Annotated in this window: 22 protein-coding genes; 7 read left to right on the top strand and 15 right to left on the bottom strand. The window is 71.1% G+C overall.

The features are described from left to right. Positions 1 to 63: 63 nt before the first annotated feature. The 8 genes from MKK68_RS05370 to MKK68_RS05340 form a co-directional block, all read right to left on the bottom strand. Complete coding sequence (locus tag MKK68_RS05370) at positions 64 to 345, bottom strand: acylphosphatase (protein ID WP_244029171.1); 282 nt, start codon at positions 343 to 345, stop codon at positions 64 to 66. A gap of 52 nt (positions 346 to 397) precedes the next feature. Then, positions 398 to 1204: a formate/nitrite transporter family protein gene (locus tag MKK68_RS05365; protein WP_243948110.1), complete on the bottom strand. Its 807-nt coding sequence runs from the start codon at positions 1202 to 1204 to the stop codon at positions 398 to 400. 131 nt (positions 1205 to 1335) lie between these two features. Beyond that, positions 1336 to 1767: a gamma-glutamylcyclotransferase family protein gene (locus tag MKK68_RS05360; RefSeq protein WP_147842465.1), complete on the bottom strand. Its 432-nt coding sequence runs from the start codon at positions 1765 to 1767 to the stop codon at positions 1336 to 1338. Positions 1768 to 1791: 24 nt separating this feature from the next. Further along, positions 1792 to 1917 (bottom strand): hypothetical protein, encoded by a 126-nt coding sequence (locus MKK68_RS29395; protein WP_279593141.1) that lies wholly within the window; start codon positions 1915 to 1917, stop codon positions 1792 to 1794. Continuing rightward, a complete protein-coding gene (locus tag MKK68_RS05355) occupies positions 1914 to 2144 on the bottom strand; it encodes a hypothetical protein (protein WP_147842464.1) in 231 nt (76 codons plus the stop codon). Before MKK68_RS05355 ends, MKK68_RS29395 begins: the two co-directional genes overlap by 4 nt. A 30-nt stretch (positions 2145 to 2174) precedes the next feature. Continuing rightward, a complete protein-coding gene (locus MKK68_RS05350) occupies positions 2175 to 4193 on the bottom strand; it encodes an acetyl/propionyl/methylcrotonyl-CoA carboxylase subunit alpha (protein ID WP_243934824.1) in 2019 nt (672 codons plus the stop codon). A 149-nt stretch (positions 4194 to 4342) separates the two neighbouring features. Continuing rightward, complete coding sequence (locus tag MKK68_RS05345; protein WP_244029168.1) at positions 4343 to 4786, bottom strand: hypothetical protein; 444 nt, start codon at positions 4784 to 4786, stop codon at positions 4343 to 4345. A 392-nt stretch (positions 4787 to 5178) separates the two neighbouring features. After that, on the bottom strand, positions 5179 to 5757 hold the full coding sequence (locus MKK68_RS05340; RefSeq protein ID WP_243934834.1) for a L,D-transpeptidase: 579 nt from the start codon (positions 5755 to 5757) through the stop codon (positions 5179 to 5181). A 187-nt stretch (positions 5758 to 5944) separates the two neighbouring features. Here MKK68_RS05340 and MKK68_RS05335 point away from each other — a divergent pair, with 187 nt between their 5' ends. The 3 genes from MKK68_RS05335 (at position 5945) to MKK68_RS05325 (ending at position 11345) form a co-directional block, all read left to right on the top strand. After that, on the top strand, positions 5945 to 6871 hold the full coding sequence (locus MKK68_RS05335; protein ID WP_243936065.1) for a histone deacetylase family protein: 927 nt from the start codon (positions 5945 to 5947) through the stop codon (positions 6869 to 6871). 174 nt (positions 6872 to 7045) lie between these two features. Further along, on the top strand, positions 7046 to 8155 hold the full coding sequence (locus MKK68_RS05330) for an efflux RND transporter periplasmic adaptor subunit (protein WP_409567169.1): 1110 nt from the start codon (positions 7046 to 7048) through the stop codon (positions 8153 to 8155). A gap of 4 nt (positions 8156 to 8159) precedes the next feature. Next, positions 8160 to 11345: an efflux RND transporter permease subunit gene (locus MKK68_RS05325; protein ID WP_244029166.1), complete on the top strand. Its 3186-nt coding sequence runs from the start codon at positions 8160 to 8162 to the stop codon at positions 11343 to 11345. On the opposite strand, the gene ribB is transcribed toward MKK68_RS05325, so the two are convergent. The 4 genes from ribB to MKK68_RS05305 all read right to left on the bottom strand — a co-directional run bounded on the left by ribB (position 11285) and on the right by MKK68_RS05305 (position 15949). Then, the gene (ribB, locus tag MKK68_RS05320; protein ID WP_147842458.1) at positions 11285 to 12361 is read right to left on the bottom strand and encodes a 3,4-dihydroxy-2-butanone-4-phosphate synthase; all 1077 of its coding nucleotides are present in this window, start codon (positions 12359 to 12361) and stop codon (positions 11285 to 11287) included. The two genes, MKK68_RS05325 and ribB, sit on opposite strands and share 61 nt — an antisense overlap. 57 nt (positions 12362 to 12418) lie before the next feature. Continuing rightward, positions 12419 to 13513 carry a chorismate synthase gene (aroC, locus tag MKK68_RS05315; RefSeq protein ID WP_243988530.1) on the bottom strand — a complete coding sequence of 365 codons (1095 nt, stop codon included), beginning with the start codon at positions 13511 to 13513 and terminating at the stop codon, positions 12419 to 12421. A gap of 140 nt (positions 13514 to 13653) precedes the next feature. After that, positions 13654 to 14751, bottom strand: a complete 1098-nt coding sequence (locus MKK68_RS05310) for a catalase family protein (protein WP_243988531.1) — start codon at positions 14749 to 14751, stop codon at positions 13654 to 13656. 55 nt (positions 14752 to 14806) lie between these two features. Then, positions 14807 to 15949 carry an anhydro-N-acetylmuramic acid kinase gene (locus MKK68_RS05305; protein WP_244029163.1) on the bottom strand — a complete coding sequence of 381 codons (1143 nt, stop codon included), beginning with the start codon at positions 15947 to 15949 and terminating at the stop codon, positions 14807 to 14809. 221 nt (positions 15950 to 16170) lie between these two features. On the opposite strand from MKK68_RS05305, the gene tyrS reads away from it, so the two are divergent. Further along, positions 16171 to 17445: a tyrosine--tRNA ligase gene (tyrS, locus tag MKK68_RS05300; protein ID WP_147726629.1), complete on the top strand. Its 1275-nt coding sequence runs from the start codon at positions 16171 to 16173 to the stop codon at positions 17443 to 17445. A gap of 61 nt (positions 17446 to 17506) precedes the next feature. On the opposite strand, the gene MKK68_RS05295 is transcribed toward tyrS, so the two are convergent. Next, positions 17507 to 18253, bottom strand: coding sequence for a glucose 1-dehydrogenase (locus tag MKK68_RS05295; protein ID WP_243934858.1), 747 nt, complete (start codon positions 18251 to 18253; stop codon positions 17507 to 17509). 107 nt (positions 18254 to 18360) lie between these two features. Here MKK68_RS05295 and MKK68_RS05290 point away from each other — a divergent pair, with 107 nt between their 5' ends. Next, positions 18361 to 18756 (top strand): helix-turn-helix transcriptional regulator, encoded by a 396-nt coding sequence (locus tag MKK68_RS05290; RefSeq protein WP_147842453.1) that lies wholly within the window; start codon positions 18361 to 18363, stop codon positions 18754 to 18756. A 25-nt stretch (positions 18757 to 18781) separates the two neighbouring features. Here MKK68_RS05290 and MKK68_RS05285 read toward each other — a convergent pair whose 3' ends face one another. Then, on the bottom strand, positions 18782 to 22246 hold the full coding sequence (locus MKK68_RS05285; RefSeq protein WP_409567168.1) for a DUF3971 domain-containing protein: 3465 nt from the start codon (positions 22244 to 22246) through the stop codon (positions 18782 to 18784). A gap of 171 nt (positions 22247 to 22417) precedes the next feature. On the opposite strand from MKK68_RS05285, the gene MKK68_RS05280 reads away from it, so the two are divergent. Continuing rightward, the gene (locus tag MKK68_RS05280) at positions 22418 to 22885 is read left to right on the top strand and encodes a peroxiredoxin (RefSeq protein ID WP_147726636.1); all 468 of its coding nucleotides are present in this window, start codon (positions 22418 to 22420) and stop codon (positions 22883 to 22885) included. A 91-nt stretch (positions 22886 to 22976) separates the two neighbouring features. After that, positions 22977 to 24119: a M23 family metallopeptidase gene (locus tag MKK68_RS05275; RefSeq protein WP_244029161.1), complete on the top strand. Its 1143-nt coding sequence runs from the start codon at positions 22977 to 22979 to the stop codon at positions 24117 to 24119. A 106-nt stretch (positions 24120 to 24225) separates the two neighbouring features. On the opposite strand, the gene prfB is transcribed toward MKK68_RS05275, so the two are convergent. Continuing rightward, a protein-coding gene (gene prfB / locus MKK68_RS05270) for a peptide chain release factor 2 (protein ID WP_244029159.1) occupies positions 24226 to 25354 on the bottom strand; the annotation gives its coding sequence in 2 pieces (ribosomal slippage) (positions 24226 to 25284 and positions 25286 to 25354; 1128 coding nt in all). Between the last annotated feature and the right edge of the window lie 105 nt (positions 25355 to 25459).

The following is a 25459-nucleotide window of genomic DNA, read 5'->3' as shown; positions in this document are numbered from 1 at the left end:
CTACCTCGGCGCGGCGCGCGCTGTCGAGACGCGCCGGAGCAGGCCGTCCATGCGCGGGACCCCTCACCGCCGGATCGCGAACCCGGAGGCGCCGGCGGACGGCTCGCCGGCCGTCACCTCGACCCGCTCGACGCGGGCGCCGGGCGGCCTGGCCCAGCACGCCTGCACCATCGCCTCGACCGCGTCGGCCGGCCCGGTGAACGCGGCCTCGACCGCCCCGTCCGCGCGGTTGCTCACGTGCCCCGACAGGCCGCGCGCCTCGGCCTCGCGCCGGGTCCAGGCGCGATAGGTGACGCCCTGGACCCGGCCGACGACGACGACGGCAACGCTTCTGATCTCGCTCATGACAGCACAACGCGGCCGGACGCCCGAGGTGTCCGGCCGCGTCGGGTCGTTCTCAGCGGGCGATGGCGGCGCGGCCCTGCGGACGGCCCTCGACGCGGGCCGGATCGACGGTCTTCTGACGGTAGGTCAGGTACCAGGCCACCGAGATGAACAGCACTCCGCCGACGAAGTTGCCTAGCGTGACGGGGATCTGGTTCCAGAGCCACCACTCGCTGAAATGGACCGGCGCGCCGAGCATCATGCCGGCGGGGATGACGAACATGTTCACCACCGCATGCTCGAACCCCTGCGCGAAGAACAGGAAGATCGGCAGCCAGGCGCCGAGGATCTTGCCGAAGGTCGAGGTCGACATCATCGACATTGTCACGCCGAGGCAGACCATCCAGTTGCACAGCATCGCCTTGACGAAGCAGGTCAGCATCCCGGCCGTGCCGAGGTTCTCGTAGGCGATCGTCTTGGCCGAGGCGATCTCGACCAGCTTCTGCGCGACGCCGGCGACGGGCGTGTGCCACGCGTTGGTCAGCGCGATCACCAGGAGCAGCGCGTACAGCACGCTGCCGAGCAGGTTGCCGATGAAGCTCCAGGCGAAGTTGCGCATCATCGGCGCGAACCCGATCCGGTTCTCCATCCAGGACAGCGTCAGGATGCCGAAGTTCCCGGTGCAGAGCTCGAGCCCGAGGCAGACGATCATCACGAAGCCGACGGGAAAGACGATGGCGCCGACGAAGGGCACGCCGGTCTGCACCGCCCCGGTGAGGGCGAGGCTGGTGGCGATGCCGAGCAGCGCGCCCGCCATCATGCCGCGCACGAGCATGTCGCGGATCGACAGCTCGGCGCGCATGACGCCCGAATCGCTCATGGTCGCGGCCATGTCCGTAGGTTTAACGAAGTCCATTGGCGGAAGGCTCCCGGTGTTCGATGTTCTGCGATCCGGGAGCAGGCAAGGTCAGGGCCAAACCGGACGTTGAAGCCGCGGCATCTGCGTCGCACCTAGGTCGGCGCTCCGCGACGCCAGCCGCGCACCTCGCGCAGGTAGGGGGCCGGCAGCTGCGCCGCCTCGCCCGCCGCGAGCACGGCCTCGAGATAGCCGGGCTTCGGCACGCCGCAGGCGGTGGAGCGGCCGAGATAGATCAGCGCGCGCTTGACGCCGCCCGCGGTCGCGACCGGCTGCGAGGCCTTCACGTAGAGGCCGCCGGCAACGCCCTCGTAGCGGTCGAGGGCGGGGACGTCGGCGAGGGCCAGCTCCCACAGCACGCCCCAGACCGTGTGGCGCCCGTCGCGCACCACCGAGGCGTAGCCCTCGCGCATGACGATGAAGCGGTGGCGGTGCAGCCGGCCCTGCCCGATCAGCCGCGAAGCCGGGCAGCGGGAGGCCATGGCGGCGGCATCCATGTTGGCGCCGTAGGCGAAGTAGAGAGGCATGGATTTCGGATCGGCCGGAATCGACTACTCGCCCGGCGGCAGGCGCTCGTCGCGGCGGATCGCCCATTCGTTCGCGCGCATGGCGAGATAGGCGGTCGCCAATGCGATCGCCGGGATGCCGAAGACGACGAAGATCTGGCCGGAATTCACGGCGTGATGCCTCGCAGGATGCGCCTCGCGATTAAATGTATGCCGATCCCGGTGAAAAGCCAGACCAGGGTCAACACCGTGCTTTCCGATCGGAGCGGTCCGACACCGCCGAGATTGAAGCTTGCAGCGGTGATCGGCGTGACGAAGCCGATTACGATGAACGCCACGGCGACATTGTTGATCGCCGTCGCGAGGAGCTTCGTTTGCTCGATGTTCGCCGCACGCACCGGGCGATCGCCTCGATCGGCTGACGCGAGTCAGGCGAATTCCAGGATCACCGCATCGACGGCGAGGCTCTCGCCCTCCTTGGCGTGGACCTTCGCCACCGTGGCGTCGCGCTCGGCGCGGAGCACGTTCTCCATCTTCATCGCCTCGACGATGGCGATGGCCTCGCCGTTCTTCACCTCCTGGCCTTCGGTGACCAGAATCTGCTTCACCAGGCCGGGCATCGGGCAGAGCACCTGCTTGCCGGAGCCGGCATCCTCCTTCACCGGCATCAGCGCGGCGAGCTCGGCCTCGCGGCGAGTGTAGACGCGGGCCTCGGCCGCGGCGCCCGCATGCTGGAGCGCGACGCCGTTGAGCAGCCCGCGCACCTGGATCGCGACGCGCTGCGCGCCGATCGTGCCGGTCCAGACCGGCTCGCCCGGGCGCCAGTCGCTCTCGACGACGTGGGCGGTGCCGTCGGCCTCGGTGACGACGAGGCAGTTCTGCGCCAGCGCATCCTCGTGCGGATCGACGGTGACGGGGAAGGCCTCGCCGGCCAGCATCACCACCCGGTCGCGCTCGAAGTGCAGCAGCGCGGGGTCGCGCATCTGGCCGGAGATGCCGCGCTTGCGCGCGTTGAGCTTGTGGTCGATCGCGGCCGCGGCCGCCATCATCCGCTGCGCCACCGCGCCTTTCGGCTCGGGCGCGGAGAACCCTTCCGGGAACTCCTCGGCGATGAAGCCGGTGGACAGCGCCCCCTCGCGCCAGCGCGGATGCGCCATCAGGGCGGCGAGGAACGGGATGTTGTGGCGGATGCCGTCGATGGCGAAGGCGTCGAGCGCCTCGGCCTGGAGCTCGATCGCCTCGGCGCGGGTCGGCGCCCAGGTGACGAGCTTGGCGATCATCGGATCGTAGTGGATCGCGATCTCGCCGCCCTCCTCCACGCCGGTGTCGTTGCGGACCTTGCCGGTGCCGAACGTGCCCTCCTCCGGCGGCCGGTAGGTGGTGAGCCGGCCGATCGAGGGCAGGAAGTTGCGGGTCGGATCCTCGGCGTAGACGCGGCTCTCCACCGCCCAGCCGTCGAGCGTCACCCGATCCTGCGTGAGCGGCAGCGTCTCGCCGGCCGCCACCCGGATCATCAGCTCGACGAGGTCGACGCCGGTGATCATCTCGGTGACCGGATGCTCGACTTGGAGGCGGGTGTTCATCTCCAGGAAGTAGAACGACTTGTCCTGGCCGGCGACGAACTCGACCGTGCCGGCGGAATCGTAGTCCACGGCCTTCGCCAGGGCGACCGCCTGCTCGCCCATCTTCCGGCGGGTGGCCTCGTCGAGAAGGGGCGAGGGTGCCTCCTCGATGACCTTCTGGTTGCGGCGCTGAATCGAGCACTCGCGCTCGCCGAGGTAGACCACGTTGCCGTGCTTGTCGCCGATCACCTGGATCTCGATGTGGCGCGGATCGGTGATGAACTTCTCGATGAACACCCGGTCGTCGCCGAAGGACGAGGCGGCCTCGGACTTCGCGCGGGCGAAGCCCTCCGCGACCTCGCCCGAGGCGTAGGCGATGCGCATGCCCTTGCCGCCGCCGCCGGCGGACGCCTTGATCATCACCGGGTAGCCGATGCCGTCGGCGATCTCGACGGCGTGCTCGGGGCTCTCGATCACGCCGAGGAAGCCCGGCACCGTCGAGACGTTGGCGGCGGCCGCCGCCTTCTTGGATTCGATCTTGTCGCCCATCGCGGCGATGGCGCCGGCGTTCGGGCCGATGAAGACGATGCCGGCCTCGGCGAGCGCGTTGGCGAAGGCCTCGCGCTCGGACAGGAAGCCGTAGCCCGGATGCACCGCCTGCGCCCCGGTCTGCTTGCAGGCGTCGATGATCTTCTCGATGACGAGGTACGATTGCGCCGCCGCCGCCGGGCCGATGTGGACGGCCTCGTCGGCCATCGCCACGTGGACCGCGTCGCGGTCGGCGTCCGAGTAGACCGCCACGGTCTTGATGCCCATGCGCCGCGCCGTCTTGATGACGCGGCAGGCGATCTCGCCCCGGTTTGCGATCAGGATCTTGTCGAACATCTTTTATCGCGCTCGGGTCTGGTCGTCTTCAGGAAGCGGCTTGGCGTGAGCCGGATAGAGCGTTCCCGATAAAGCAGATCCGCAGGCGACGGAAGCTGTGCCGGCGGCCGATGCCTGGGCGACCGCGGTCAAAAGTTTTTGGTCTCGTTTCAAGCGGCCAGCGCGAAGCGCGGCCGGTAGGTCCTGGCCGGCTCGCGGGTCCAGCGGTTGGCTTCCATCGCGAACACCATCAGCGCCTCGGCGCTCCCCTGCGCCTCCCGGACGATCTCGACGGCGATTCGCGCGCCGGCCGGCGTCGGGCCGGTGAGGCCGGCGAGCGACGCCGAAAGCCAGGCGGCGACCGCGCGGTCGACGTAGCCCGAGGGACGCTCGCCCCAGACCGCGAAGTCGACCACGAGGGCGACCAGCGCGTCGGCGAAGGCCGGATCGGCGTCGGGCACCGCCCGCTCCAGGGCGATCAGCATGTCGGCCTCGTCGCGATGGGCGATGCCGTCCGGCAGCACGTCGCGCAGCAGGGCCTGCACGTCGGCCGACGCGATGCGGCCCTCGGCGACGGCATGGTTGCAGAAGTCTTGAAGAGAAACGTTGATCATGACCGAATTCCTCCGCGACCTTTGTTCGGTCGCCGCCTGTCCTCGTGTGTATTGGACTGTAGGAGACGAGATCGTCTTCAGAGGTTAACGGCCAAATCTGAACCGGCGTTCAGGTTAAAGCGTGCTCACGAATGAGCGTTTCGAGAATCTTGCTTTTTTCGAGCGACATGCCGGCATCTGTCGAGACCGCACGATCGTCGCCCGCTCTCCGGGAACGCAGATGAAACGTCACCCGCTCACCGCTATCCCGTCATTCCGGGGCGCCGCAGGCGAGCCCGGAATCCAGAGCCGCCGGCGGTGGCGGATCCGGCTGGCGTCGGCGGTTCTGAGTTCCGGGCTCTGCTTCGCAGCCCCGGAACGACGAGGGGAAACGGACCACAGGTCGTCCGCCCTCAGCGCACGATCACCGTCGCGCCCACCGGCACGCGGTTGAACAGGTCGACCACGTCGATGTTGCGCATGCGGATGCAGCCGGACGACGCGGCCTGGCCGATCTTCTCCGGCTCGTTGGTGCCGTGGATGCGGTAGAGCGTGTCGCGGCCCTTGTCGGAGAGATAGAGCGCGCGGGCGCCGAGCGGGTTGCCCGGCCCGCCCTGCATCGGGTGGACGTGCGGCCAGCGCTTGACCATCTCGGCCGGCGGGTTCCAGGCCGGCCATTCCGCCTTGCGGTCGACCGTGGCGGTGCCCTTCCAGCCATAGGCCTCGTCGCCCACGGTGACGCCGTAGCGCATCGCCTTGCCGTCGGGCAGCACGAGGTAGAGCTGCCGCTCCATCGTCTCGATCACGATGGTGCCGGGCTGCTCCTTCGTCGGGTCGGTGACCTGGTAGCGGGCGAAGTGCGGGTCGAACTCGGCGTCCGGCACCAGCGCCATGAAGGCGGTGTCCCGTGCCGACAGGGCCGGATCGGGCACCGCCTTGAAGTTGCAGCCCGAGAGCAGCACGGCACACGCGATGATCGGGGCGAAGCGCATGGCGGGCCTCTCTCGAGTGGGCTTCCGCCGTTCGAACCAGGGTTGACGGAAACTGACCGAAGCATAGGCGGACGAGGCACTTCGGCGTAGCGTCCCGCGTTGCCCGCGGGCACAATGCCAAGCGCTGTTGCCGCTTTGCGACAGGTGCGTCCGCAGCGAGGCGGCGCGCACAGCCGGAGGGATGATCGTGACGACCCTGTACGTGAGCCACCCGGCCGCCCTCGACCACGCCGTGCCAGAGGGGCATCCCGAGCGGCCCGACCGCATCCGCGCGATCGAGCGCGTCCTGGAGAACGAGCGCTTCTCCGGCCTCGTCCGCACCATGGCGCCGCAGGCCGAGGCCTCGGTCGCCACGCTCGCCCACCCCGCCGCCTATGTCGAGGCGATCGTCGCGGCCTCGCCCAAGGACGGGATGGTCGCGATCGATTCGGATACGCTGATGTCCCCGGGCAGCCTGGAGGCGACGCTTCGCGCCGTCGGCGGCGGCATCATGGCGGTCGATGCGGTGATGGGGTGCGAATGCAGCAACGCCTTCGTCGCCATGCGCCCGCCCGGCCACCATGCCGAGCGCACCCGGGCGATGGGATTCTGCCTGTTCAACCACGCCGCCATCGCCGCGCGCCACGCCCGCGCCAAGGGCGCGACCCGCGTGGCGCTGGTCGATTGGGACGTGCACCACGGCAACGGCTCGCAGGACATCTTCTGGGACGATGCCGACGTGATGTACGCCTCGACCCACCAGATGCCGCTGTTTCCCGGCACCGGCGCGGCCTCCGAGCGCGGCGCGAAGGACACCATCGTCAACGTGCCCCTGCGCCCGGGCGACGACGGCGCGGTCTTCCGCGAGGCGTTCGAAGCCGGCATCCTCGCCCGGGTCGACGCCTTCGCGCCCGACGTGATCATCCTGTCGGCCGGCTTCGACGCCCACCACCTCGATCCCCTGGCCAACCTGCGCCTGACGGAAGCCGATTTCGGCTGGGCCACGCGCAAGCTGATGGAGGTCGCCGACCGGCACGCCGGCGGCCGCCTCGTCTCGATGCTGGAGGGCGGCTACAGCCTCGACGGCCTCGGCCGCTCGGTGTCGGCGCATGTCGACGCGCTGATGGGGCGATGAAGGAGAGATCGGGTGCCCTTTCCTCCCCCGAGAGGGGGGATCATCGGGAAAGTGTAGCCAACGATCGTCATCGTCGGGTTTCAGGATAATTCGGCAATCGGAACCGGGATTATGTGGTAATGCCACGCCCGGAGTCGGCCGGCATGGCGGCCGCTCGTCGATGGAGTGGATCGGGTGCGGCAGAGGCGTGGCTACGGGCTGGTTTGGGCGACGGCGATCGGGCTGGCCGGTGTGGCGCTCGTCGCGGCTTTCGCCGGCGACGACGTTCGGCAGGTCGCTTCACGCCTGACGAACCTTTTCGTGGCGCGCGATGCGGCCAGGCCCGCCCCTGCCCCCGCCAAGCCCACGCCATTCGCTGCCCCCCAGCGCACCGCGGTCGAGGGCGGACGCGTCGTCGTGGCGCTCACGCCCGAGGAACGCGCCCGGATCGGCCTCGAGACCGCACGGCGGCAGCCCGAATCGCACCCGATCGAGATCCAGGCCTACGGCAGCGTCCTCGACCTCGCGCGGGTGACGGAACTCACGAATTCCTACGCCGCCGCGACGGCGCAGCTGCAGACCGCGCAGGCGCGGGTCGAGGTCTCGCGGGCGGCGTTCCAGCGCGCCAAATCCCTCGGGCCCTACGCGACGCAGGTTCAGAGCGAGACCACCGAGGGCACGTTCCAGACCGACCAGGCGGCGCTCGCCGCCGCGCAGTCGCAGGTGCGGACGCTCAGCGCCACCGCGCAGCAGGAATGGGGGCCGGTGATCGGCCGCGGCATCGTCGAGCGCTCGGTCCTCGTGACCCGGCTGATCGAGCGCGCCGACTTCCTGGTGCAGGTGACGCTGCCGCCCGGGGAGACGCTGAAGGGCCGGCCCGGCGCGGCCTTCGCGGAGGTGCCGCCGCAGAGCGAGCGCGTCGCGCTGCGCTTCGTCTCGGCCGCGACCCGCACCGACCAGCGCATCCAGGGCCTCAGCTCGTTCTACACGGTCTCCGGCGACAGCGGCCTCCTCCCCGGCATGAGCACGCTGGCCTTCATCACCTCGTCGCGGGCCGCCACCGGCGTGCTCGTGCCCGAGGAGGCGGTGGTGCACTGGCAGGGCGGGGCCTGGTTCTACCGCGCGGTCGGCGAGACCGGGTTCGCCCGCCACGCGCTCGGCGCCGACCCCGCGCTCTCGGGCGACGGCTTCGTCGTCGTGGATCTCGCCGGCGAGACCGAGATCGTGATGCGGGGCGCGCAGGCCCTGCTGTCGGAGGAGATGAAGGCCCAGGCGCAGGCCGCCGGCGGCGCGGACGACGACTGAGCCGATGTCGTCCGATCAAAGCCCCGCCGCGCCCGATCCCGTCGGCCCGCAGGCCGCCCTGGTCGCCTTCGCGATCCGCTTCCCCGGCATCGTCGTGGCCTTGGCGCTGGCGTTGCTGGTCTACGGCACCGCCAGCCTCGGCCAGGCGAAGTACGACGTCTTCCCCGAGTTCGCGCCGCCCTCGGTGGTGATCCAGACCGAGGCGCCGGGGCTCAACCCGGAGCAGGTCGAGATCCTGGTGACCCAGACCGTCGAGGTCGCCGTCAACGGGCTTCCCGGCCTCGCCACCCTGCGGTCGAGCTCGATCCAGGGCCTGTCGGTCATCACCGCCACCTTCAACGCCGGCAGCAGCATCTACCGGGTGCGCCAGCTCGTGACCGAGCGGCTGGCGAGCCTCGCCGGGCGCCTGCCGCAGGGCGTGCTGCCGCCGGCGATGACCGCGCTGACCTCCTCGACCAGCACCGTGCTCCTGGTTGGGCTGACCTCGGAGAGCCGCTCCGCCCTCGACCTGCGCACGATCGCCGACTGGCGGGTGCGCCTGCGGCTGCTCGCGGTGCCCGGCATCGCCCAGGTCTCGGTCTACGGCGGCGCGGTGCGCGCCTTTCAGGTCGAGGTGCGGCCGCACGACCTGATCCGCTTCCGCCTCGGCCTGAACGACGTGCTCGTGGCCGCGCGCAAGGCCACCGGGGTGCGCGGCGCCGGCTTCGTCGACACCCCCAACCAGCGCATCGCCCTGCAGACGGAAGGCCAGTCGCTGACGCCGGAGGAGATCGCCCGCACGGTGCTCGTCAACGAGGGCGGCGCGAGCGTGGTGCTCGGCGACGTCGCCACCGTGGTCGCCGCCCCCGAGCCGCCGATCGGCGCGGCGCTCGTCGACGGCCGGCCCGGCATCCTCCTGATGGTCGGTGCGCAGATCGGCGCCAACACCCTGGAGGCGACGCGCCGGGTCGAGGCGGCCCTCGACGAGCTTCGGCCCGGGCTGGCGCGCGACGGCATCGTGCTGCGCGGCGACCTCTTCCGCCCGGCGAACTTCATCGCCCAGGCCAACGGCAACGTGCTGCAGGCGCTGGCGCTCGGCGGCATCCTGGTCGTCGTGGTGCTGTTCGTGTTCCTGTTCGACTGGCGCACGGCCGTCATCAGCGCGGTGGCGATCCCGCTCTCGCTGCTTGCCGCCGTGCTGGTGCTCGGGGCGATGGGCGAGAGCCTCAACACGATGACCCTCGGGGGGCTGGCCATCGCCATCGGCGAGGTGGTGGACGACGCGGTGATCGGCATCGAGAACGCGGTGCGGCGCCTGCGCGAGAACCGCCGCCTCGCCGTGCCGCTTCCGGTTGCGCGGGTGGTGCGCGACGCGATCCTCGAGGTGCGGGGCGCGGTGGCCTACGCCACCTTCGCCGTGCTGCTGGTGTTCCTGCCGGTGCTGGCGCTCACCGGCGTCGCCGGGCGCCTGTTCGGCCCGCTGGCGCTCGCCTACATCCTGGCGGTGGTGGCCTCGCTCGCGGTGGCGCTCACGGTCACCCCGGCGCTCGCGATGGCGCTGGTCGCGCGCAAGGACCTGCCCGCGCGCGATCCCCCGGTGATGCGGATCGCGCGCGCCGCCTACGCGCGGATGCTTGGGGCCGTCGAGCGGCGCTTCGGCTGGGCGGCGACGGCGGCCGTCCTCTTCACCCTCGCCGGCGCGGCCGCCCTGCCCTTCTTCGGCGGCACCTTCCTGCCGGACCTCAAGGAGGGCCACCTGATCCTGCACATGGCGGCGGCGCCGGGCACCTCGCTGCAGGAATCGCTGCGGCTCGGCGCGCGCATGACCGCCGGCCTCAAGGCGGTGCCCGGCGTCCGCGCCGTGGCGCAGCAGGTCGGGCGGGCCGAGGCCGGCCAGGACACGGCCGGCACGCATTACAGCGAGATCCACATCGACCTCGAGCCCGGCCTCGACGGCGCGGCGCAGGGGCGGAGCGAGGCCGGCATCCGCGCGCTGATGGCGGGCACGCCCGGCGCCGCGTTCTCGCTCAAGACCTTCCTCACCGAGCGCATCGAGGAGACGGTCTCGGGCTACACCGCGCCGGTGGTGATCAACGTGTTCGGCGCCGACCTCGACCGGATCGAGGCGGCGGCCCGCGACGTCGCCCGCGAGCTCGCCGAGGTGCGGGGCGCCGCCGACGTGCAGCAGCAATCCCCCGCCGGCCTGCCGCAGATCACCGTGTCCTTACGCCGGAACGACTTGCGCCACTGGGGCCTCGACGCGATCGAGGTGCTGGAGATCGTCCGTACCGCCTACCAGGGTGACGTGGTCGGCCAGGCCTACGAGGGCAACGCCGTCTTCAACGTGATCGTCGTCCTCGACCCGGCGACCCGTGCGCACCTCACCCGCCTCGGCGACCTGCCGCTGCGGACCACGAGCGGCAGCTACATCCGGCTGGCCCAGGTCGCCGACGTCTACGAGACGGCCGGGCGCTACCAGGTCCAGCACGCGGGCGCGCAGCGGGTGCAGGCGGTCACCGCCAACGTGACGGGGCGCGACGTGGCCTCCTTCGTCGAGGCGGCCAAGCGCAAGGTCGCCAAGGAGGTGACCCTGCCGCCCGGCGTCTACGTCGCCTTCGAGGGCGCCGCGGAGACGCAGGCGCGGGCGCGCGCCGACCTGCTGACCTATTCCGCGCTCGCCGGCCTCGGCATCGTGCTGCTGCTCGCGGTGGTGACCGGGTCGGTGCGCAACCTCGTCCTGGTGCTGGTCAACCTGCCCTTCGCCTTCGTCGGCGGCGTGCTCGCCGTGGCGGCGACCGGCGCGGTGGTCTCGCTCGGCTCGATCGTCGGCTTCGTCACCCTGTTCGGGATCAGCTTGCGCAACGCGATCATGCTGATCGCCCATTACGAGCACATGGTCGCCCGCGAGGAGCGCCGCTGGGACGCCGCCACCGCCGCGGAGGGCGCCGGCGACCGGCTGGTGCCGATCCTGATGACCTCCCTCGTTACCGGCCTCGGCCTGCTGCCGCTGGCGCTCGGCGCCGGCGAGCCGGGGCGCGAGATCGAGGGGCCGATGGCGATCGTGATCCTGGGCGGGCTCGTCACCTCGACGGTGCTGAACCTCGCGATCCTGCCGGCCTTGGCGCTGCGCTACGGCCGGTTCGTCGCTGACTATCCCTCCAGCGGCTCGTCGCCGAGCATCTCGATCCCGAAGCCCGACAGGCCGACATAGGCGCGGGCCGAGGTCGAGAGGTTGCGGATCGAGACCACGCCGAGGTCGCGCAGGATCTGCGCGCCCAGGCCCACCTCGCGCCACTGGCGCACGCGCTGCGCCTCGGTGCCCTCGTCCGCGACGCGGTTCAGCGGAACCCCGGCGGTGCCGTCGCGCAGGTACACGAGGATGCCGCGGCCCTCCCGCGCGAACCGGCGCATCACCGTCTCGATCTGGCGGCCGCCCTCGATCACGTCGGCGACGACGTCCGAGCGATGGAGCCGGACCAGCACGTTGCGGCCGTCGCCGATGTCGCCGTGGACGAAGGCGAATTGCTGGATCGCCTCGAACGGCGTGGTGTAGGCGTAGCCCGTCATCGGGCCGAACTCGGTCTCGACCGGGAAGTGGCCGACGCGCTCGACCAGCTTGTCGCGCGCCTGGCGGTAGGCGATCAGGTCGGCCACCGAGACGCGGGCGAGGCTGTGCGTCTCGGCGAAGGCCGCGATCTGCGGCCCCTTCATCACCGTGCCGTCGTCGTTGGCGAGCTCGCAGATCACGCCGACGGGCGGCAGGCCGGCGAGCTTGCACAGGTCGACCGCGGCTTCCGTATGGCCTGAGCGCATCAGCACGCCGCCGTCCCGCGCGATCAGCGGGAAGACGTGCCCGGGGCGGACGAAGTCGTCGGCGCCCATGTTGCCGTTGGCGAGCGCCCGCACGGTGTTGCAGCGCTGCTCGGCCGAGATGCCGGTGGTCAGCCCGTGCTTCACGTCCACCGTGACGGTGAAGGCGGTGCCGAGCGGCGCGTCGTTCGAGGCGACCATCGGCGCGAGGTTGAGGCGGCGCGCCTCCGCGACCGTCACCGGCGCGCAGACGATGCCGCAGGTGTTGCGGACGATGAACGCCATCTTCTCCGGCGTGCAATGGATCGCGGCGACGACGAGGTCGCCCTCGTTCTCGCGATCGTCGTCGTCGGTGACGACGACGATCTCGCCGCGGGCGAAGGCTTCGATGGCGGAGGTGACGGAGGTGTGGGGCACGGTTCGGTACTCGAATGGGCTTTGCGTCCGGGGACGGTCGGGCGTCGGGCGCCGAAGTCAGGTGCCGACCTGCCCCCGATGGCGGAGATGGTGGTCGGCGAGCACGCACGCCATCATCGCCTCGGCGACGGGGACGGCCCGGATGCCGACGCAGGGATCGTGGCGGCCCTTGGTGATCAGGTCGACGTCGCGATTGTCGCCCGTGACCGTGCGCCGGGGCGTGAGGATCGACGAGGTCGGCTTCACGACAAACCGCACCACGATCGGCTGGCCGGTCGAGATGCCGCCGAGCACGCCGCCGGCATGGTTGGCCAGGAACGTCGGGCGCCCGTCGTTGCTCGCGCGCATCTCGTCGGCGTTGTCCTCGCCGCGGAGCGCCGCCGAGGCGAAGCCGTCGCCGATCTCGACGCCCTTGACCGCGTTGATGGACATCATCGCGGCGGCCAGCTCCGCGTCGAGCTTGCCGTAGATCGGCGCGCCGAGGCCGGGTGCCACGCCCTCGGCCACCACCTCGATCACCGCGCCGATCGACGAGCCGTCCTTGCGGATGCCGTCGAGGTAGTCCTCGTAGAATTTCGCGGTCGCCGCGTCGGGGCAGAAGAACGGGTTGGCGCCGACCGCCTCCCAATCCCAGCGCGACCGGTCGATCGCGTGCGGACCCATCTGCACCAAAGCCGCGCGGATCGTGACGCCGGGGATCACTTTGCGCGCGATGGCGCCGGCCGCGACCCGCGCCGCGGTCTCGCGCGCCGACGAGCGCCCGCCCCCGCGATAGTCGCGGATGCCGTACTTGGCGTCGTAGGCGTAGTCGGCATGGCCCGGGCGGTAGCTGTCGCGGATCTCCGAATAGTCCTTCGAGCGCTGATCGGTGTTCTCGATCATCAGCGCGATCGGCGTGCCGGTGGTGAGCTGGCGGCCCCCGGTGCGGTCGTCGGCGAACACGCCCGACAGGATCTTCACCTGGTCCGGCTCGCGCCGCTGGGTGGTGAAGCGCGACTGTCCGGGCTTGCGCCGGTCCAGCTCGGCCTGGATCTCCTCGGCCTCCAGCGCCAGCCCGGGCGGGCACCCGTCGACGACGCAGCCGAGGGCGACCCCGTGGCTCTCGCCGAAGGTGGTGACGCGGAACAGGTGGCCGAACGTGTTGTGGGACATCGTGCGCGTGCTCTAGCGCGCGGGCGGCGGAGGCACAAATCGGGGCCGCGTTGCGTCTGCGTCGGGTGGCCGCCTCCCTCCCCCGAAGGGGAAGGGAGAGCGTTCGGCGCGACGCCGACTGGCGGCGCCCATGCGGGCGATCAGGCCGGCACCTCCTCGATGGCGCGCGGCTCGGTTTCCGGCACGCCGTTGCGGGCATGGCGGAAGCTCGAGAGCGCCTGGTAGGTCTTCAGCCGCGCCCGCATCAGCGAGCCCAGCGGACGGTGCGCCGCGAGGCTGTGGGCGGGACGGAAGGAGAGCACGTCGTCGGCGTAGGCGCGGCGGGTCTCGCTCGTCGCGTCCTGCGCCGGCAGCACGAGGCGGGCGACGGTGCGGTAGGGGCTGGCCTCCTCCGACCATTCCTTCGAGGCGTCCTCGATCGGCATGTCGTTCAGGTCGAGGCAGAGCTGCACGCGGATCTCGAACACCACCTCCTGGCCGCGGAAGAAGGCCGCGACCGCGTGGCGGAAGGTGTCCGGGTCGTCGCCGGGGTGAAGCTCCTCCTTCGCCAGGGCCTCCTGCGCGGGCGCGGCCGGGAACGCGGCGATCTTGGCGATGTGGTCGCCGTAGCGCAGCGCCGCCTGCGAGTAGTACGGCTCGGCCAGGGGATGCAGCGGCTGGTGTCCGAAGAAATCGAGCAGCGGCGCGCTCTTGCCGGTCACCGCCTTCACGACCGAATCGGCCGCCCGCGCCGTCGCCGAGACCGCGACCTTCACCGCCTCCGGCGCCTTGGTGCCGGCTTCGAGCTGCTTCATGCTGCCGAGGAAGCCCTTCGCGTCCGGGTTCGGGAAGACCGGCCCGGTGGCGAGCACGAAGTCCTGGGTGTCGGCCGCGTGACCGGCGAGCTTCTCGCCGGCGACGCCGAGCACCTTGATCGCCATGCCGCGGTGGGTCGAGACGCTGTCCTTCAGGAGCTCGCCCGGCCCCTGCGCGAACCGCACGATCGCCGGATGCGTGCCCGCCGTCGCGAACAGGCCCTGGGCCAGCTCCGCGGGCAGGTTCGGCAGCACCTGGAGCTCGCCGACGACGATGCCGCTGATCTTGGCGTGCGAGGCGCGCACGGCGTGCTTGTAGCGTGCGGCGGTGGTCTCGCTCTCGCGGGTCATCGAGGCGATGATCTCGTCGATGACGTGGTTCTCGTCGGGGGCCGGGGTTTCGACGTTGTCGTGATAGCGGATCGGGGTCGCGCGGTCGGTCATGGGGCTCGCTCTGAAGCTCTTCGAGAATCGCTCCAGGGTGAACCGCGCTTGGCGCTCAGGTATCCCGCGGTCGCGCCAGGACGCCGCCGGTCATCGGCTCGCGCACGCCGGTGGTCGACGGAAACGTGATCGGCAGACCCTTGAGCGAGCGCACGGCCAGGTGCGCGAAGGCCTGCGCCTCGAGGAAGGCCGAGGACCAGCCGATGGCGTCGGCCGTCGTGATCTCGGCGCGCAGGTGGTAGTTCAAGAGCCGCACCAGCTCGCCGTTGCGGGCGCCGCCCCCGGCGACGATCCAGCGGGCCGGGATCTCCGGGGCATGGTCGAGCGCCCGGGCGACCGCGCGGGCCGTGAAGGCGGTGAGCGTCGCCGCGCCGTCCTCGGTCGAGAGCTGGCCCGCGAGCTTGTGCGAGAACCAGTTGCGGTCGAGCGATTTCGGCGGCCGCCGGAAGAAGAACGGGTGCGTCAGCAGCCACGCCAGCAGCGGCTCGTCGGCTCGCCCGCGCGCGGCGGTGCGGCCGCCGTCGTCGAGGTTCTTGCCCTCGCGCTCCTGCATCCACTCGTCGATCAGCGAGTTGCCGGGCCCCGTGTCGAAGGCGATCACGCCGCCCTTCGCGTCGACCAAGGTCGCGTTGGCGACGCCGCCGATGTTGAGGATGCCAAAGGCGCCCTCGAACCCCGAGGCCGCGGCCAACGCCTGGTGAAACACCGGCACCAGGGGCGCCCCCTGGCCGCCCGCCTCGATGTCGGCGCGGCGCAGGTCGGAGACGACCGGAATGCGCAACCGGTCGGCGAGCGCCTGCCCCTCGCCGATCTGGATCGTGATGCGCTGGTCCGGGCGGTGGATCACCGTCTGGCCGTGGAAGCCGATCACGTCGATGTCGGCGGCCGAGAGCCCGTTCTCGGCGAGAAACTGCTCGACCGCCTGGGCATGCGCCTCGGTGACGAAGGCCTCCGCCTCGGGCAGCCGGCCGGGCCGGTCGCCGGGGGCGACGACGCCCTCGGCGTCCTTGGTGGCGGCGCGCAGCAGGACCTTCTCGTCCTCGGAATAGCCGCGGTAGCCGGTCGGCCCCAGGGGCTCGAGGTAGTTGTTGTGGCCCTTGACCACGTGGACGGCCTCGCCGTCGGTCTCGATCAGGGCGACGTCCACGCCGTCGAGCGACGTGCCGCTCATCAGGCCGATCGCGCGCATCATGGTCATGACCTGCCCCCGTGCCTTTCGCCGGTCGTCCTGCTATGGGTGACCCTCGCAAAACCTCCGATCCCTGCGGGCGCCCGAGATGGCGACGACGACGCGACGGAGGTTTTGCGAGTGACACTCAGCCGCCTCATGCCCTTTTGCGAGCGGACGCGCCAGCGCGCAGGACCGGTCCGGTCCCGTGCCGGAGCCGCCCGCTTCGAACCGAGAAGTCCGAGCCTCCCATGACCGCCGCCGAGCCCTTCGCGCCGAAATCCGAGTTCCTGAAAGTCCTGAGCGAGCGCGGCTACGTCCACCAGTGCTCGGACTTCGCCGCGCTGGACGCGGCCGCGGCCGAGGGGCGGCTCACGGCTTACGTCGGCTACGACTGCACCGCGGCCTCGCTCCATATCGGCCACCTCTTGTCGATCATGATGCTGCACTGGCTGCAGAAGACCGGCGGCCGGCCGATCGCGCTGATGGGCGGCGGCACCACCCGCGTCGGCGACCCCTCGGGGCGCGACGAATCGCGAAAGATCCTCAGCCTGGAGCAGATCGAGGCCAACAAGGCCGGCATCCAGAAGACCTTCGCCCGGTTCCTCGCCTTCGACGGCTCGGCGACCGGCGCGATCATGGTCGACAACGCCGAATGGCTGACCAAGCTGAACTACATCGAGATGCTGCGCGACGTCGGTCGCCATTTCTCGGTCAACCGCATGATGTCGATGGACAGCGTGCGGATGCGGCTGGAGCGCGACCAGGAACTCTCGTTCCTGGAATTCAACTACATGATCCTCCAGTCCTACGACTTCGTCGAGCTGAACCGCCGCCACGGCTGCACCATGCAGATGGGCGGGTCGGACCAGTGGGGCAACATCGTCAACGGCATCGATCTCGGCCGCCGCATGGGCGTCCCGGGCCTGCTCGGGCTGACCTGCCCGCTGCTGACCACCGCGTCGGGCGCCAAGATGGGCAAGACCGCCGCCGGCGCGGTCTGGCTCGATGCCGGGATGCTGAAGCCGTACGATTACTGGCAGTTCTGGCGGAACACCGAGGATGCCGACGTCGCGCGCTTCCTCAAGCTGTTCACCTTCCTCCCGCTGCCCGAGATCGCCGACCTCGCCGCGAAGGGCGGGGCCGGGATCAACGAGGCCAAGGTGCGGCTCGCCACCGAGGCGACGGCGCTGATGCACGGCCGCGAGGCGGCGGACGCCGCCGCCGAGACCGCGCGGAAGACCTTCGTCGAGGGGACGCTGGCCGAGGACCTGCCGAGCGTCACCGTCTCGCGCGACCTCGTCGATGCCGGCCTCGGCGTGCTCAGCGCCTTCGGGCCGGAATACGCCAAGCTGGTGCCGTCCACGAGCGAGGCCCGCCGCCAGATCAAGAGCGGGGGCCTGCGCATCGACGACGTGGTCCTCACCGACGAGCGCGCCGTGCTGCGCACCGCCGACTTCGCCAAGACCGGCGTGATCAAGCTCTCGTTCGGCAAGAAGCGCCACGTGCTGCTGCGCGTGGCGTGACCGCTCGCGGCGAAGCGGGGCCCGGACCGGGCTCGGCTTCGTCTTTATGCGGGGCCGTTCGTCAGCGGATGCCGCCGCTCGCGGTGATCACCTCGCCGGTGAGCCAGCGCGCGTCGTCGGAGGCGAGGAAGGCGACCACCCGGGCGATGTCGTCCGGCGCGCCGGCGCGGCCGAGCGGGGTCTGCGCGACGAAGCCGGCTTCCATCTCGGATCCGGCGATGCCGGCCGAATGGGTGCCCTCGGTCACCACGTAGCCCGGGCTGACCGTGTTGACCCGGATCCGGCGCGGCGCCAGCTCGTTGGCGAGCACCCCCGAGATCGCGTTGAGGGCGCCCTTCGTCCCGGCATAGACCGCCGCCGTCGGCGTATGCACGTGGGTGATCGCCGACGAGATGTTGACGATGCTGCCGCCCTCGCCGAGGTGCCTGGCGGCTGCCTGGGTCGCCAGCAGCACGCCGAGCACGTTGACGTCGAACAGCTTGCGGTAATGCGCCTCGGTGATCTCCTCGATCGCCGCGAAGTCGTAGACGCCGGAATTGTTGACCAGCACGTCGAGCCGGCCGAATGCCGTCACCGCCGCCTCGATCACCGCTTGCGCCTGGGCGGCCTGGGAGACGTCGCCCTGGACCGCGATCGCCCGGCCGCCGGCCGCGGTGATCGCGGCGACGACCGCCTCCGCGCCGGTTTTGCTCGATGCGTAGTTCACGACGACCGCCGCGCCGTCCTGTGCCAGCGCCTTGGCGATGCCGGCACCGATGCCCTTCGATGCGCCGGTCACGACGGCGACTTTGCCTGCGAGCTTGGACATGTATGCTAACCCTCGGCATGGGCCGGCACCGGGATGGCCGCCGCATTCCCATAGTTCGGGATTTCGGAACTAATGTCGCGCGGATCAAGCCCCTATATGCCGAAATCATGAGATCTTTGTTCCATCCCGCGATGGAGGACGTGCGCCCGGACGCGATCCTCCACGCCCTGTCCGATCCGAACCGCGCGGCGATCTTCGCACGGATCATGCGCGCGGGCTGCGTCGAGGCGTGCTCGGCCGTCTCCGCCCTCGGAGACCGGGTGATCCCGAAATCGTCGCTGTCGACGCACTTCAAGGTGTTGCGCGAAGCCGGCTTGATCCGCAGTGCGCGCCACGGAGTGGAGATGCGCAACGAGTCGCGCTACGCCGAGGTCGAGGCGCGCTTTCCGGGCCTGCTCGGCGCGATCATCAACGCCTACGCGTCCGGAGCCTGCGATGGGTCGCCCGGTGCCGGCCCGTCGGCGCCCGCGGCACGCGGCAGCGAAGCGTCGCCCGCGGAGTAGGCCGCCCGCCGGCGGATCGGCCGCCTCAACGGTCGCCCTGCACCGCCGGGGGCACGCCGTCGGCGAAGTTCGAGCCGCCGCCCGCGCTGAAGAGTTTTCGCAGGAAGCCCGGCGCGACCGCCGAGAGCGGGTTCACGCTGACGTCCGGCGCGTTGAGCCTGCCCGAGACCCGGAAGTTGACCGCGAACAGGCCCTCGTTGTGGCCGCCGCCGAGGAGCGGTCCGATCAGCGGCACCTGCGAGACGATGTTGTTCAGGCCGTAGAGCGGCACGAAAGTGCCGTTGATGTCGGTGCGCTCGCGGGCGGTGTCGAGGAAACCCGACAGCGTGAAGCCCATCGCCGCGTTCGAGATCGCCGCATCGGAAAAGTCGACGCGCGAGCCCGAGCGGACGAAGTTCGCCCGCATCCGGTCGAACGAGACCGCGCTGCCCTGCCCCGCGACCGTGCGCTTGCGCCCGCGGGCATCGACGGTCTCCACCGTCTCCGGTCCCTGGGCCATGATGCTGGAGAGGGCCGGCTCGTTGCGCAGCGCGAACTCGCGGATCTGCACCACGCCGGCCTGCGGCCCGTCGCTCAGCACGATGCCGAGATTGAGCCGGCCGCCGTACATCCGCCGGTAGACGTCGACGAAGCGCAGCGTCGCGCCGGCATCGCCGGATTCGATCGCCAGCGTCGGCGTGCCGCGCTCGCCCTTGGTCACGCTCGCGACGAAGGGGGCGGAGCGGAACTTGCCGCTCATCGCCGCCGCGCGCACGTCCTTGCCGCGCATGGAAAGCTTCACGCTGGCGTTGGTCAGCGCCTCCTCGTTGAAGCCGGTGAGGATGCCGAGCTGGATGTCGGCGTCGATGTCCTTCGGGTTGGCGTCCCGCTGCGACTTGCCTTCGGGCGCGGTCAGCATCTTCAGGAACGGGCGCGCGTCGGCCACCGCCCCCTTCACCGCGACGCGGTAGCCGTTTCCGTTGCGATCCAGCGTGACGCGCATGTCGTCGCCGGGCGAGAGCTTGAGGTTGGTCAGGTCCGCCCGCTCGAGGCCGCCCTCGCCGGTGATCGAGGCGCTGCCGCGGGCCGTGGTCGAGCCGGCATCGAGGGCGATGTCGCGCAGGTCCATCCCCGGGCCGGTATCGACCAGGGTGAAGGTCAGGCGGCCGGCCTTGCCCGCGGCCTTGCTCAGGCCGGGCAGCAGGCCGTCGATCCCGGCGCGGGCGAGGTCGGCCTCGACCCGGATCGGGGGTTTCGTGGCGCCGGCCTTGACCAGCGGGATGGTGGCCTTGACCGCGATCGGGCCGCTCAGCTGGGGGGCCGTTGGCAGGCCCTTGCGCGCCCGCAGGGCGTCGTCGACGGTCAGGTTCACCAGCACCTCGCCGGTGCCGCCGGTCTTGGCCTGATGCATGTCGATCGAGACCGGCGCGCCCGACAGCTTGGCGTCGCCCTTCAGGGTGAAGCCGCGCGGATCGTAGGTCACGGCGAAGCGGCCGGCTTCGAGCTTGTCCTTGCCGACAACCTTGTCGACGGCGAGGTCGTTCAGCGTGCCCGAGACGCCGACCGGCAGGTCGGGCAGGTCGGGGATGTGCTTGAGGTCGAGCGGGAAGCCGATGCGCAGGTCGGCCTGGCCCTTCACCGTCGACGGGTCGAGATCGACGCCCGACAGCGCCTTGAACATCTTGGTCTGCAGCAGGGCCGCCAGCGCGTCTGCGCCGCCCGACAGGCGAAGGCCGATATCCGCCACGACCTTGTCGGGCGAGATCTCCGGGATGACGAAGGCGCCCTCGGTGATGTTCAGCGCGCGCCCGTCGGCCATGCGGATGTCGGCGGTGACGTTCCTGATCCGGGTCGAGCGCCCGGTGATCGTGCCGGCGACGTTGCCTCGGGTCAGCGGCGGCGCGTCGGGCGAGACCTCGAGCGTCGCGTCCGAGACACGGAAGTCGATATGCACCGCGTTGTCCGGCATCGGGTCGCCCCGCGTCGCCGCGGCGAGCTCGGCGCCCGACATGTCGACGGTGATGTCGACCGCCTCGATGCGGGCGGCGCGCAGCTCGTCGACGAGGTAGTTGCGCGCGCCCGGCGCGATGTTCTCCGGCCAGAGCCGCAGCGCCGTGCGGGCCTCGCTGTCGCTGGCGGTGACGTGGAGCGTGAGGCCGTCGTCGTCGGCGGTGGTGCCGAGGGTGCCGGACATGTTGCCGTGGATGCCGTCGCCGCTCATCGCGAAGCTGTCGATCGCGACGCCGCCAGCACGGCCGGTGAGGTGCCCGTCCATCGCAGCGATGGTGATCGGCTTGTCCTTGGGGGCGGCGCCCCGGAGCGTCGCGTTCCGGCTCGACAGGGTCGCGGTCCAGGCGAAGTCCTCGCCCGGCTTGGCCACGGCCCAGGTGCCGGTGAGGTTCACCGCGTTGCCGGCGCCGAGGTAGTCGAGCCCGTCGAGCGTCATCACCCGGGCGGTCTCGTCCCAGCTCACCGTGGCCTTCAGGCTCTCGACGGTGACCGGGTTGAAGTCCTTCTCCTCGACGAGGAAGGTGCCGTCGCTGGTGCGCAGCGTCGCCTTCATCGCCTCGATGCGGCCGCCGTCGAGGGCGACGTCGGCCCGCGCCGAGAGCTTCAGGTCGGTGGTGATCGGCAGCTTCGACTGGCCGGAGAGCAGCAGCAGGTCGGGGGCCGGCAGGTCGTCGAGGGTGATGATCCCGGTGCGGCGCGGGCCGCCGGCCTCGCGCAGGGTACCGCCGAAGCGCCATTGCCCGTGCGGCCCGTCGATGCGCAGCTCGAACAGGCGCGCGTCCTGGTTCGGGTCCCGGCCGAACAGGCCGTTGACGTGCTCGAACACCGCGCGCTCGCGGGCGTCGTCGTCGATCAGCGTGAGGCGGGCATTGGTGATGCGGGCGCGATCGAGCGCGCCGACGACGCCGGCGGAGTCGAGCACGACGCCGAAGATCGAGGCCGTTGCGGCCGAGAGCGGCGAGACCATGCCGCGCGCCGCGTCCACGCTCGGCGGCGTGTGCGGCGAGGCGTCGCCCGGATGCGCCGGCTCGGCGGCCGCGAAGGCGATCGAGCCGTCGCGGTGGACGAGCGCCGTCATCTGCACGTCGCGGAACTCGATCGAGCGCGGCGTCGGCGCGAGCTTCAGCAGGCTCCAGGGATCGATGCTGACGAGGGCGAGCGGCGCGCGGACCACGAGGGCGCCCTGCGGGTTGCGGATATCGAGCCCGCTGACGCGCAGCGCCAGGGCGTTCTCGGAGTCGAGCTCGAGGGTGCTGTCGCGCAGGCTGATGCGCCAGCCCGGCCCGATCCGGTCGGCGAGCGCCGACGAGACCCGCGCCGACAGGCCGTCGATCTGCAGGGGCCCGTATGCGAGGCGCATGACCCCGCCCCCGAGGCCGAGGCCGAGCACGACGACGAGGGCGGCGGCCGTCCACAGGCAGCGCCGCGTCCAGCACCGAACGGCCTTGCGCGTCTGCCCGCCGCCGGGCGTATCCTCAGGCCGGGCCTCTTCCTCAGGCATGAAGACCTTGCATCGGCGCGTCCGCTGTTTCGCAACGTGCGCTCATTCTAGGACGCAACCTCGTGACGACGCGTTTCCGGAGCGTGTCCGGCTCTCGCGCCCGAAGCGCGGGCATCGGATGGTCCGGCACCGCGCCAAAGCACACCATCAATCGGCCGAAAGGATGGCACGATGCCCCTCGCCCAAGGCGAACGCGCTCCCGACTTCACCCTTCCCGGCTCCGGCGGCAAGACGCTCCAGCTCGGCGAGCACGTCGGTCACAAGATCGTGCTCTACTTCTACCCGAAAGACGACACCAGCGGATGCACTCTGGAGGCGCAGGCCTTCAACGCGAGGCTGGCCGACTTCGACGCGGCCGACGCCGTCGTGATCGGGGTCTCGCCCGACCCGGTGAAGAGCCACGACAAGTTCGCGTCCAAGCACGACCTCGCCTTCCCGCTCGCCTCCGACGAGGGCAAGGCGATGCTCGAGGCCTACGGCGTCTGGGTCGAGAAGAGCATGTACGGGCGCAAGTACATGGGCGTCGAGCGCACCACGATGCTGCTCGACCGAGACGGTCGCATCGCGCGGATCTGGCCGAAGGTGAAGGTGCCGGGCCATGCCGAGGAGGTGCTTGAGGCCGCCCGCGCCCTCCCCTGAGCCGATCCCGCATCCCGCGGGAGGCATGAGGGTTCTCGGTTTCTTAACCCTGTCGGCCTTCGATGGCGCCCTCGGCATCGGGCCCGAATCGATGACCCCTTCCGCCAGCCTTCCGCACCGCAGGAGCCGGCTTCTCGCCGCTGCCCTTCTCGTCACCGGCCTGTGGGCCGCCGGCGCGAGCGGGCTGGTGGTGTTCCACGACGACATCCTCGCCGGGTTCGTCGCGCGGCAGGGCGCGATGCAGACGGCCTACGAGGCGCGCCTCGCCGCGTTGCGGGCCGAGCTCGACCGCGGCGGCTCGGCGCGGGCGGAGGCGCAGGTCGCCGTCGCGGCGCGCCTCGACGGGCTGACGGCGCGCCAGAACGATCTGGAGCGGCGGCAGGCCGTGCTCGCCCGTCTCGCGCGGCCGGACGACGCGTCGTCCGATCCGATCGATCCGCCGACCACCGGTTCGCTGCCCGGCCCATCCTCGGCGGGCGAGAGCGATCTCGGCCTGCGCGGGGTCGAGGCGCGGCCCGGGCGTCGCAGCGCGCGCGAGACCGACCTGCAGGTTGCGGCCCTCGCCGGGCGGCTCGACGGCCTCGCGGCGGCGCAGGTGCTCGGGCTCGACCGCATCACCGAGCGGGCGGCGAGCGATCTCGGACGCCTGCGCCGCGCCCTGGAGCGGACCGGAATCGACCTGCAGCGTGCGGCCGCGGCGGGCCTGGGCGGGCCGCTCGTGCCGATCGATCCGAGCCCGTTCGCCGACGCCCTCGCGGTCGCGTCCCGCACCGTCGGCGATGCCCAGGCGCTGCGCCGGCTCGCCGCCCGCCTGCCGCTCGACCGCCCGCTGCCGCGCGACCGCGGCGTGGCTAGCACCTTCGGGCCGCGGCTCGACCCGTTCACGCGGGGGCTCGCGCTGCATACCGGGCTCGACCTGAAGGCGGAGATGGGCGAGCCCGCGCTGGCCACCGCGCCCGGGCGCGTCGTCACGGCGGAGGCCACCGGCGGCTACGGCAACATGGTGGAGATCGACCACGGCCACGGCGTGGTCACGCGCTTCGCGCACCTGTCGCGCATGGCGGTACGGGCCGGCCAATGGCTCCGCGCCGGTGATCTGGTTGGCCGCGTCGGCTCGACCGGGCGCTCGACCGGCGCGCACCTGCACTACGAGACCCGGATCGACGGCGAGCCGGTCGACCCGCTGGGGTTCCTGGAGGCGGGGCGCGAACTCGCCGAGGGCGGTGGGCCCTGACGTCGCGGCCGGCGCGACGTCGCGTGTCCCGCCATTCCGGGGCGCCCGAGGCGAGCCCGGAATGGCAAGGGTTCGATGGACGAAGGACGGTTCCCGTCCTGCCGCCTCAGTCGATGTCCTCGACCTTCTCCGTCGCCCCGTACAGGCGGTGCGCCAGCGACGCCTCGATGAAGGGGTCGATGTCGCCGTCGAGGACCTCGTCCGGGTCGGTCGACTGCGTGCCGGTGCGCAGGTCCTTCACGAGCTGGTAGGGCTGCAGCACGTAGGAGCGGATCTGGTGGCCCCAGCCGATGTCGGTCTTGGAGGCGGCCTCGGCGTTGGCCTTCTCCTCGCGCTTCTTCAGCTCGGCCTCGTACAGGCGGGCGCGCAACATGTTCCAGGCGGTCGCCCGGTTCTTGTGCTGCGAGCGCTCCTGCTGGCACGCCACCACGATCCCGGTCGGGTTGTGGGTGATGCGCACCGCCGAGTCGGTGGTGTTGACGTGCTGCCCGCCCGCGCCCGACGACCGGTAGGTGTCGATCCGGCAGTCGGATTCCTTGATCTCGATCTCGATCCGGTCGTCGATTACCGGGTAGACCCAGACGGAGGCGAAGCTGGTGTGCCGCCGCGCGCTCGAATCGTAGGGCGAGATGCGCACCAGGCGGTGAACGCCGGACTCGGTCTTGAGCCAGCCGTAGGCGTTGTGGCCCTTAATCAGGAGCGTCGCGCCCTTGATCCCGGCCTCTTCCCCGTCGGACCACTCGACGATGTCGACCTTGTACTTCCGGCGCTCGGCCCAGCGGCCGTACATGCGCTGGAGCATGTTGGCCCAATCCTGACTCTCGGTGCCGCCGGCGCCCGCATGGACCTCGAGATAGGTGTCGAAGCCGTCGGCCTCGCCCGACAGCAGCGTCTCGACCTGACGGCCGGCCGCCTCCTTCTCGACGGTGAGGATCGTGGCCTCGCCCTCGCGGATCGAGGCCTCGTCGCCCTCCGTCTCGCCGAGCTCGATCAGCATCGCCCCGTCGTCGAGGTCCTGCTCGAGCTTGCGGATGGCGGCCACGGCCTCGTCGAGCTGCTGGCGCTCGCGCATCACCTTCTGCGCGGCGTCGGCGTCGTTCCACAGTTCCGGGTTCTCGGACGCCGCATTCAGCTCCGCGAGTCGTTTATCGACGGTATCCCAGTCAAAGATGCCTCCTCAGCAGTCCGATCGACTGCTTGGCGGCATCCGAGGCTTGCTCGATCTCGGCGCGCATTTCGAGGGTGTGTCGCTTGTGTCGGGGGCTCAAAGAGGTCGAGCGGGGTGATACCGGCGGCGGGCGCCCCTGTAAACGGCTCCCATCCCATGGCGCGTGCCGAGC

Origin of the sequence: Methylobacterium sp. E-016 (assembly GCF_022829745.1) — a bacterium.
In the GTDB taxonomy this organism is placed as follows: Bacteria; Pseudomonadota; Alphaproteobacteria; order Rhizobiales; family Beijerinckiaceae; genus Methylobacterium.
Note: the sequence above shows the minus strand (reverse complement) of the source record. Positions and strands in the feature narration are given on the sequence as shown.

Coding starts and splice junctions, on each gene's coding strand:
- MKK68_RS05370 (WP_244029171.1), bottom strand. CDS start 345: ATGAGCGAGATCAGAAGCGTTGCCGTCGTCGTCGTCGGCCGGGTCCAG.
- MKK68_RS05365 (WP_243948110.1), bottom strand. CDS start 1,204: ATGAGCGATTCGGGCGTCATGCGCGCCGAGCTGTCGATCCGCGACATG.
- MKK68_RS05360 (WP_147842465.1), bottom strand. CDS start 1,767: ATGCCTCTCTACTTCGCCTACGGCGCCAACATGGATGCCGCCGCCATG.
- MKK68_RS05350 (WP_243934824.1), bottom strand. CDS start 4,193: ATGTTCGACAAGATCCTGATCGCAAACCGGGGCGAGATCGCCTGCCGC.
- MKK68_RS05345 (WP_244029168.1), bottom strand. CDS start 4,786: ATGATCAACGTTTCTCTTCAAGACTTCTGCAACCATGCCGTCGCCGAG.
- MKK68_RS05340 (WP_243934834.1), bottom strand. CDS start 5,757: ATGCGCTTCGCCCCGATCATCGCGTGTGCCGTGCTGCTCTCGGGCTGC.
- MKK68_RS05325 (WP_244029166.1), top strand. CDS start 8,160: ATGTCGTCCGATCAAAGCCCCGCCGCGCCCGATCCCGTCGGCCCGCAG.
- aroC (WP_243988530.1), bottom strand. CDS start 13,513: ATGTCCCACAACACGTTCGGCCACCTGTTCCGCGTCACCACCTTCGGC.
- MKK68_RS05310 (WP_243988531.1), bottom strand. CDS start 14,751: ATGACCGACCGCGCGACCCCGATCCGCTATCACGACAACGTCGAAACC.
- MKK68_RS05305 (WP_244029163.1), bottom strand. CDS start 15,949: ATGACCATGATGCGCGCGATCGGCCTGATGAGCGGCACGTCGCTCGAC.
- tyrS (WP_147726629.1), top strand. CDS start 16,171: ATGACCGCCGCCGAGCCCTTCGCGCCGAAATCCGAGTTCCTGAAAGTC.
- MKK68_RS05295 (WP_243934858.1), bottom strand. CDS start 18,253: ATGTCCAAGCTCGCAGGCAAAGTCGCCGTCGTGACCGGCGCATCGAAG.
- MKK68_RS05290 (WP_147842453.1), top strand. CDS start 18,361: ATGAGATCTTTGTTCCATCCCGCGATGGAGGACGTGCGCCCGGACGCG.
- MKK68_RS05285 (WP_409567168.1), bottom strand. CDS start 22,246: ATGCCTGAGGAAGAGGCCCGGCCTGAGGATACGCCCGGCGGCGGGCAG.
- MKK68_RS05280 (WP_147726636.1), top strand. CDS start 22,418: ATGCCCCTCGCCCAAGGCGAACGCGCTCCCGACTTCACCCTTCCCGGC.
- MKK68_RS05275 (WP_244029161.1), top strand. CDS start 22,977: ATGACCCCTTCCGCCAGCCTTCCGCACCGCAGGAGCCGGCTTCTCGCC.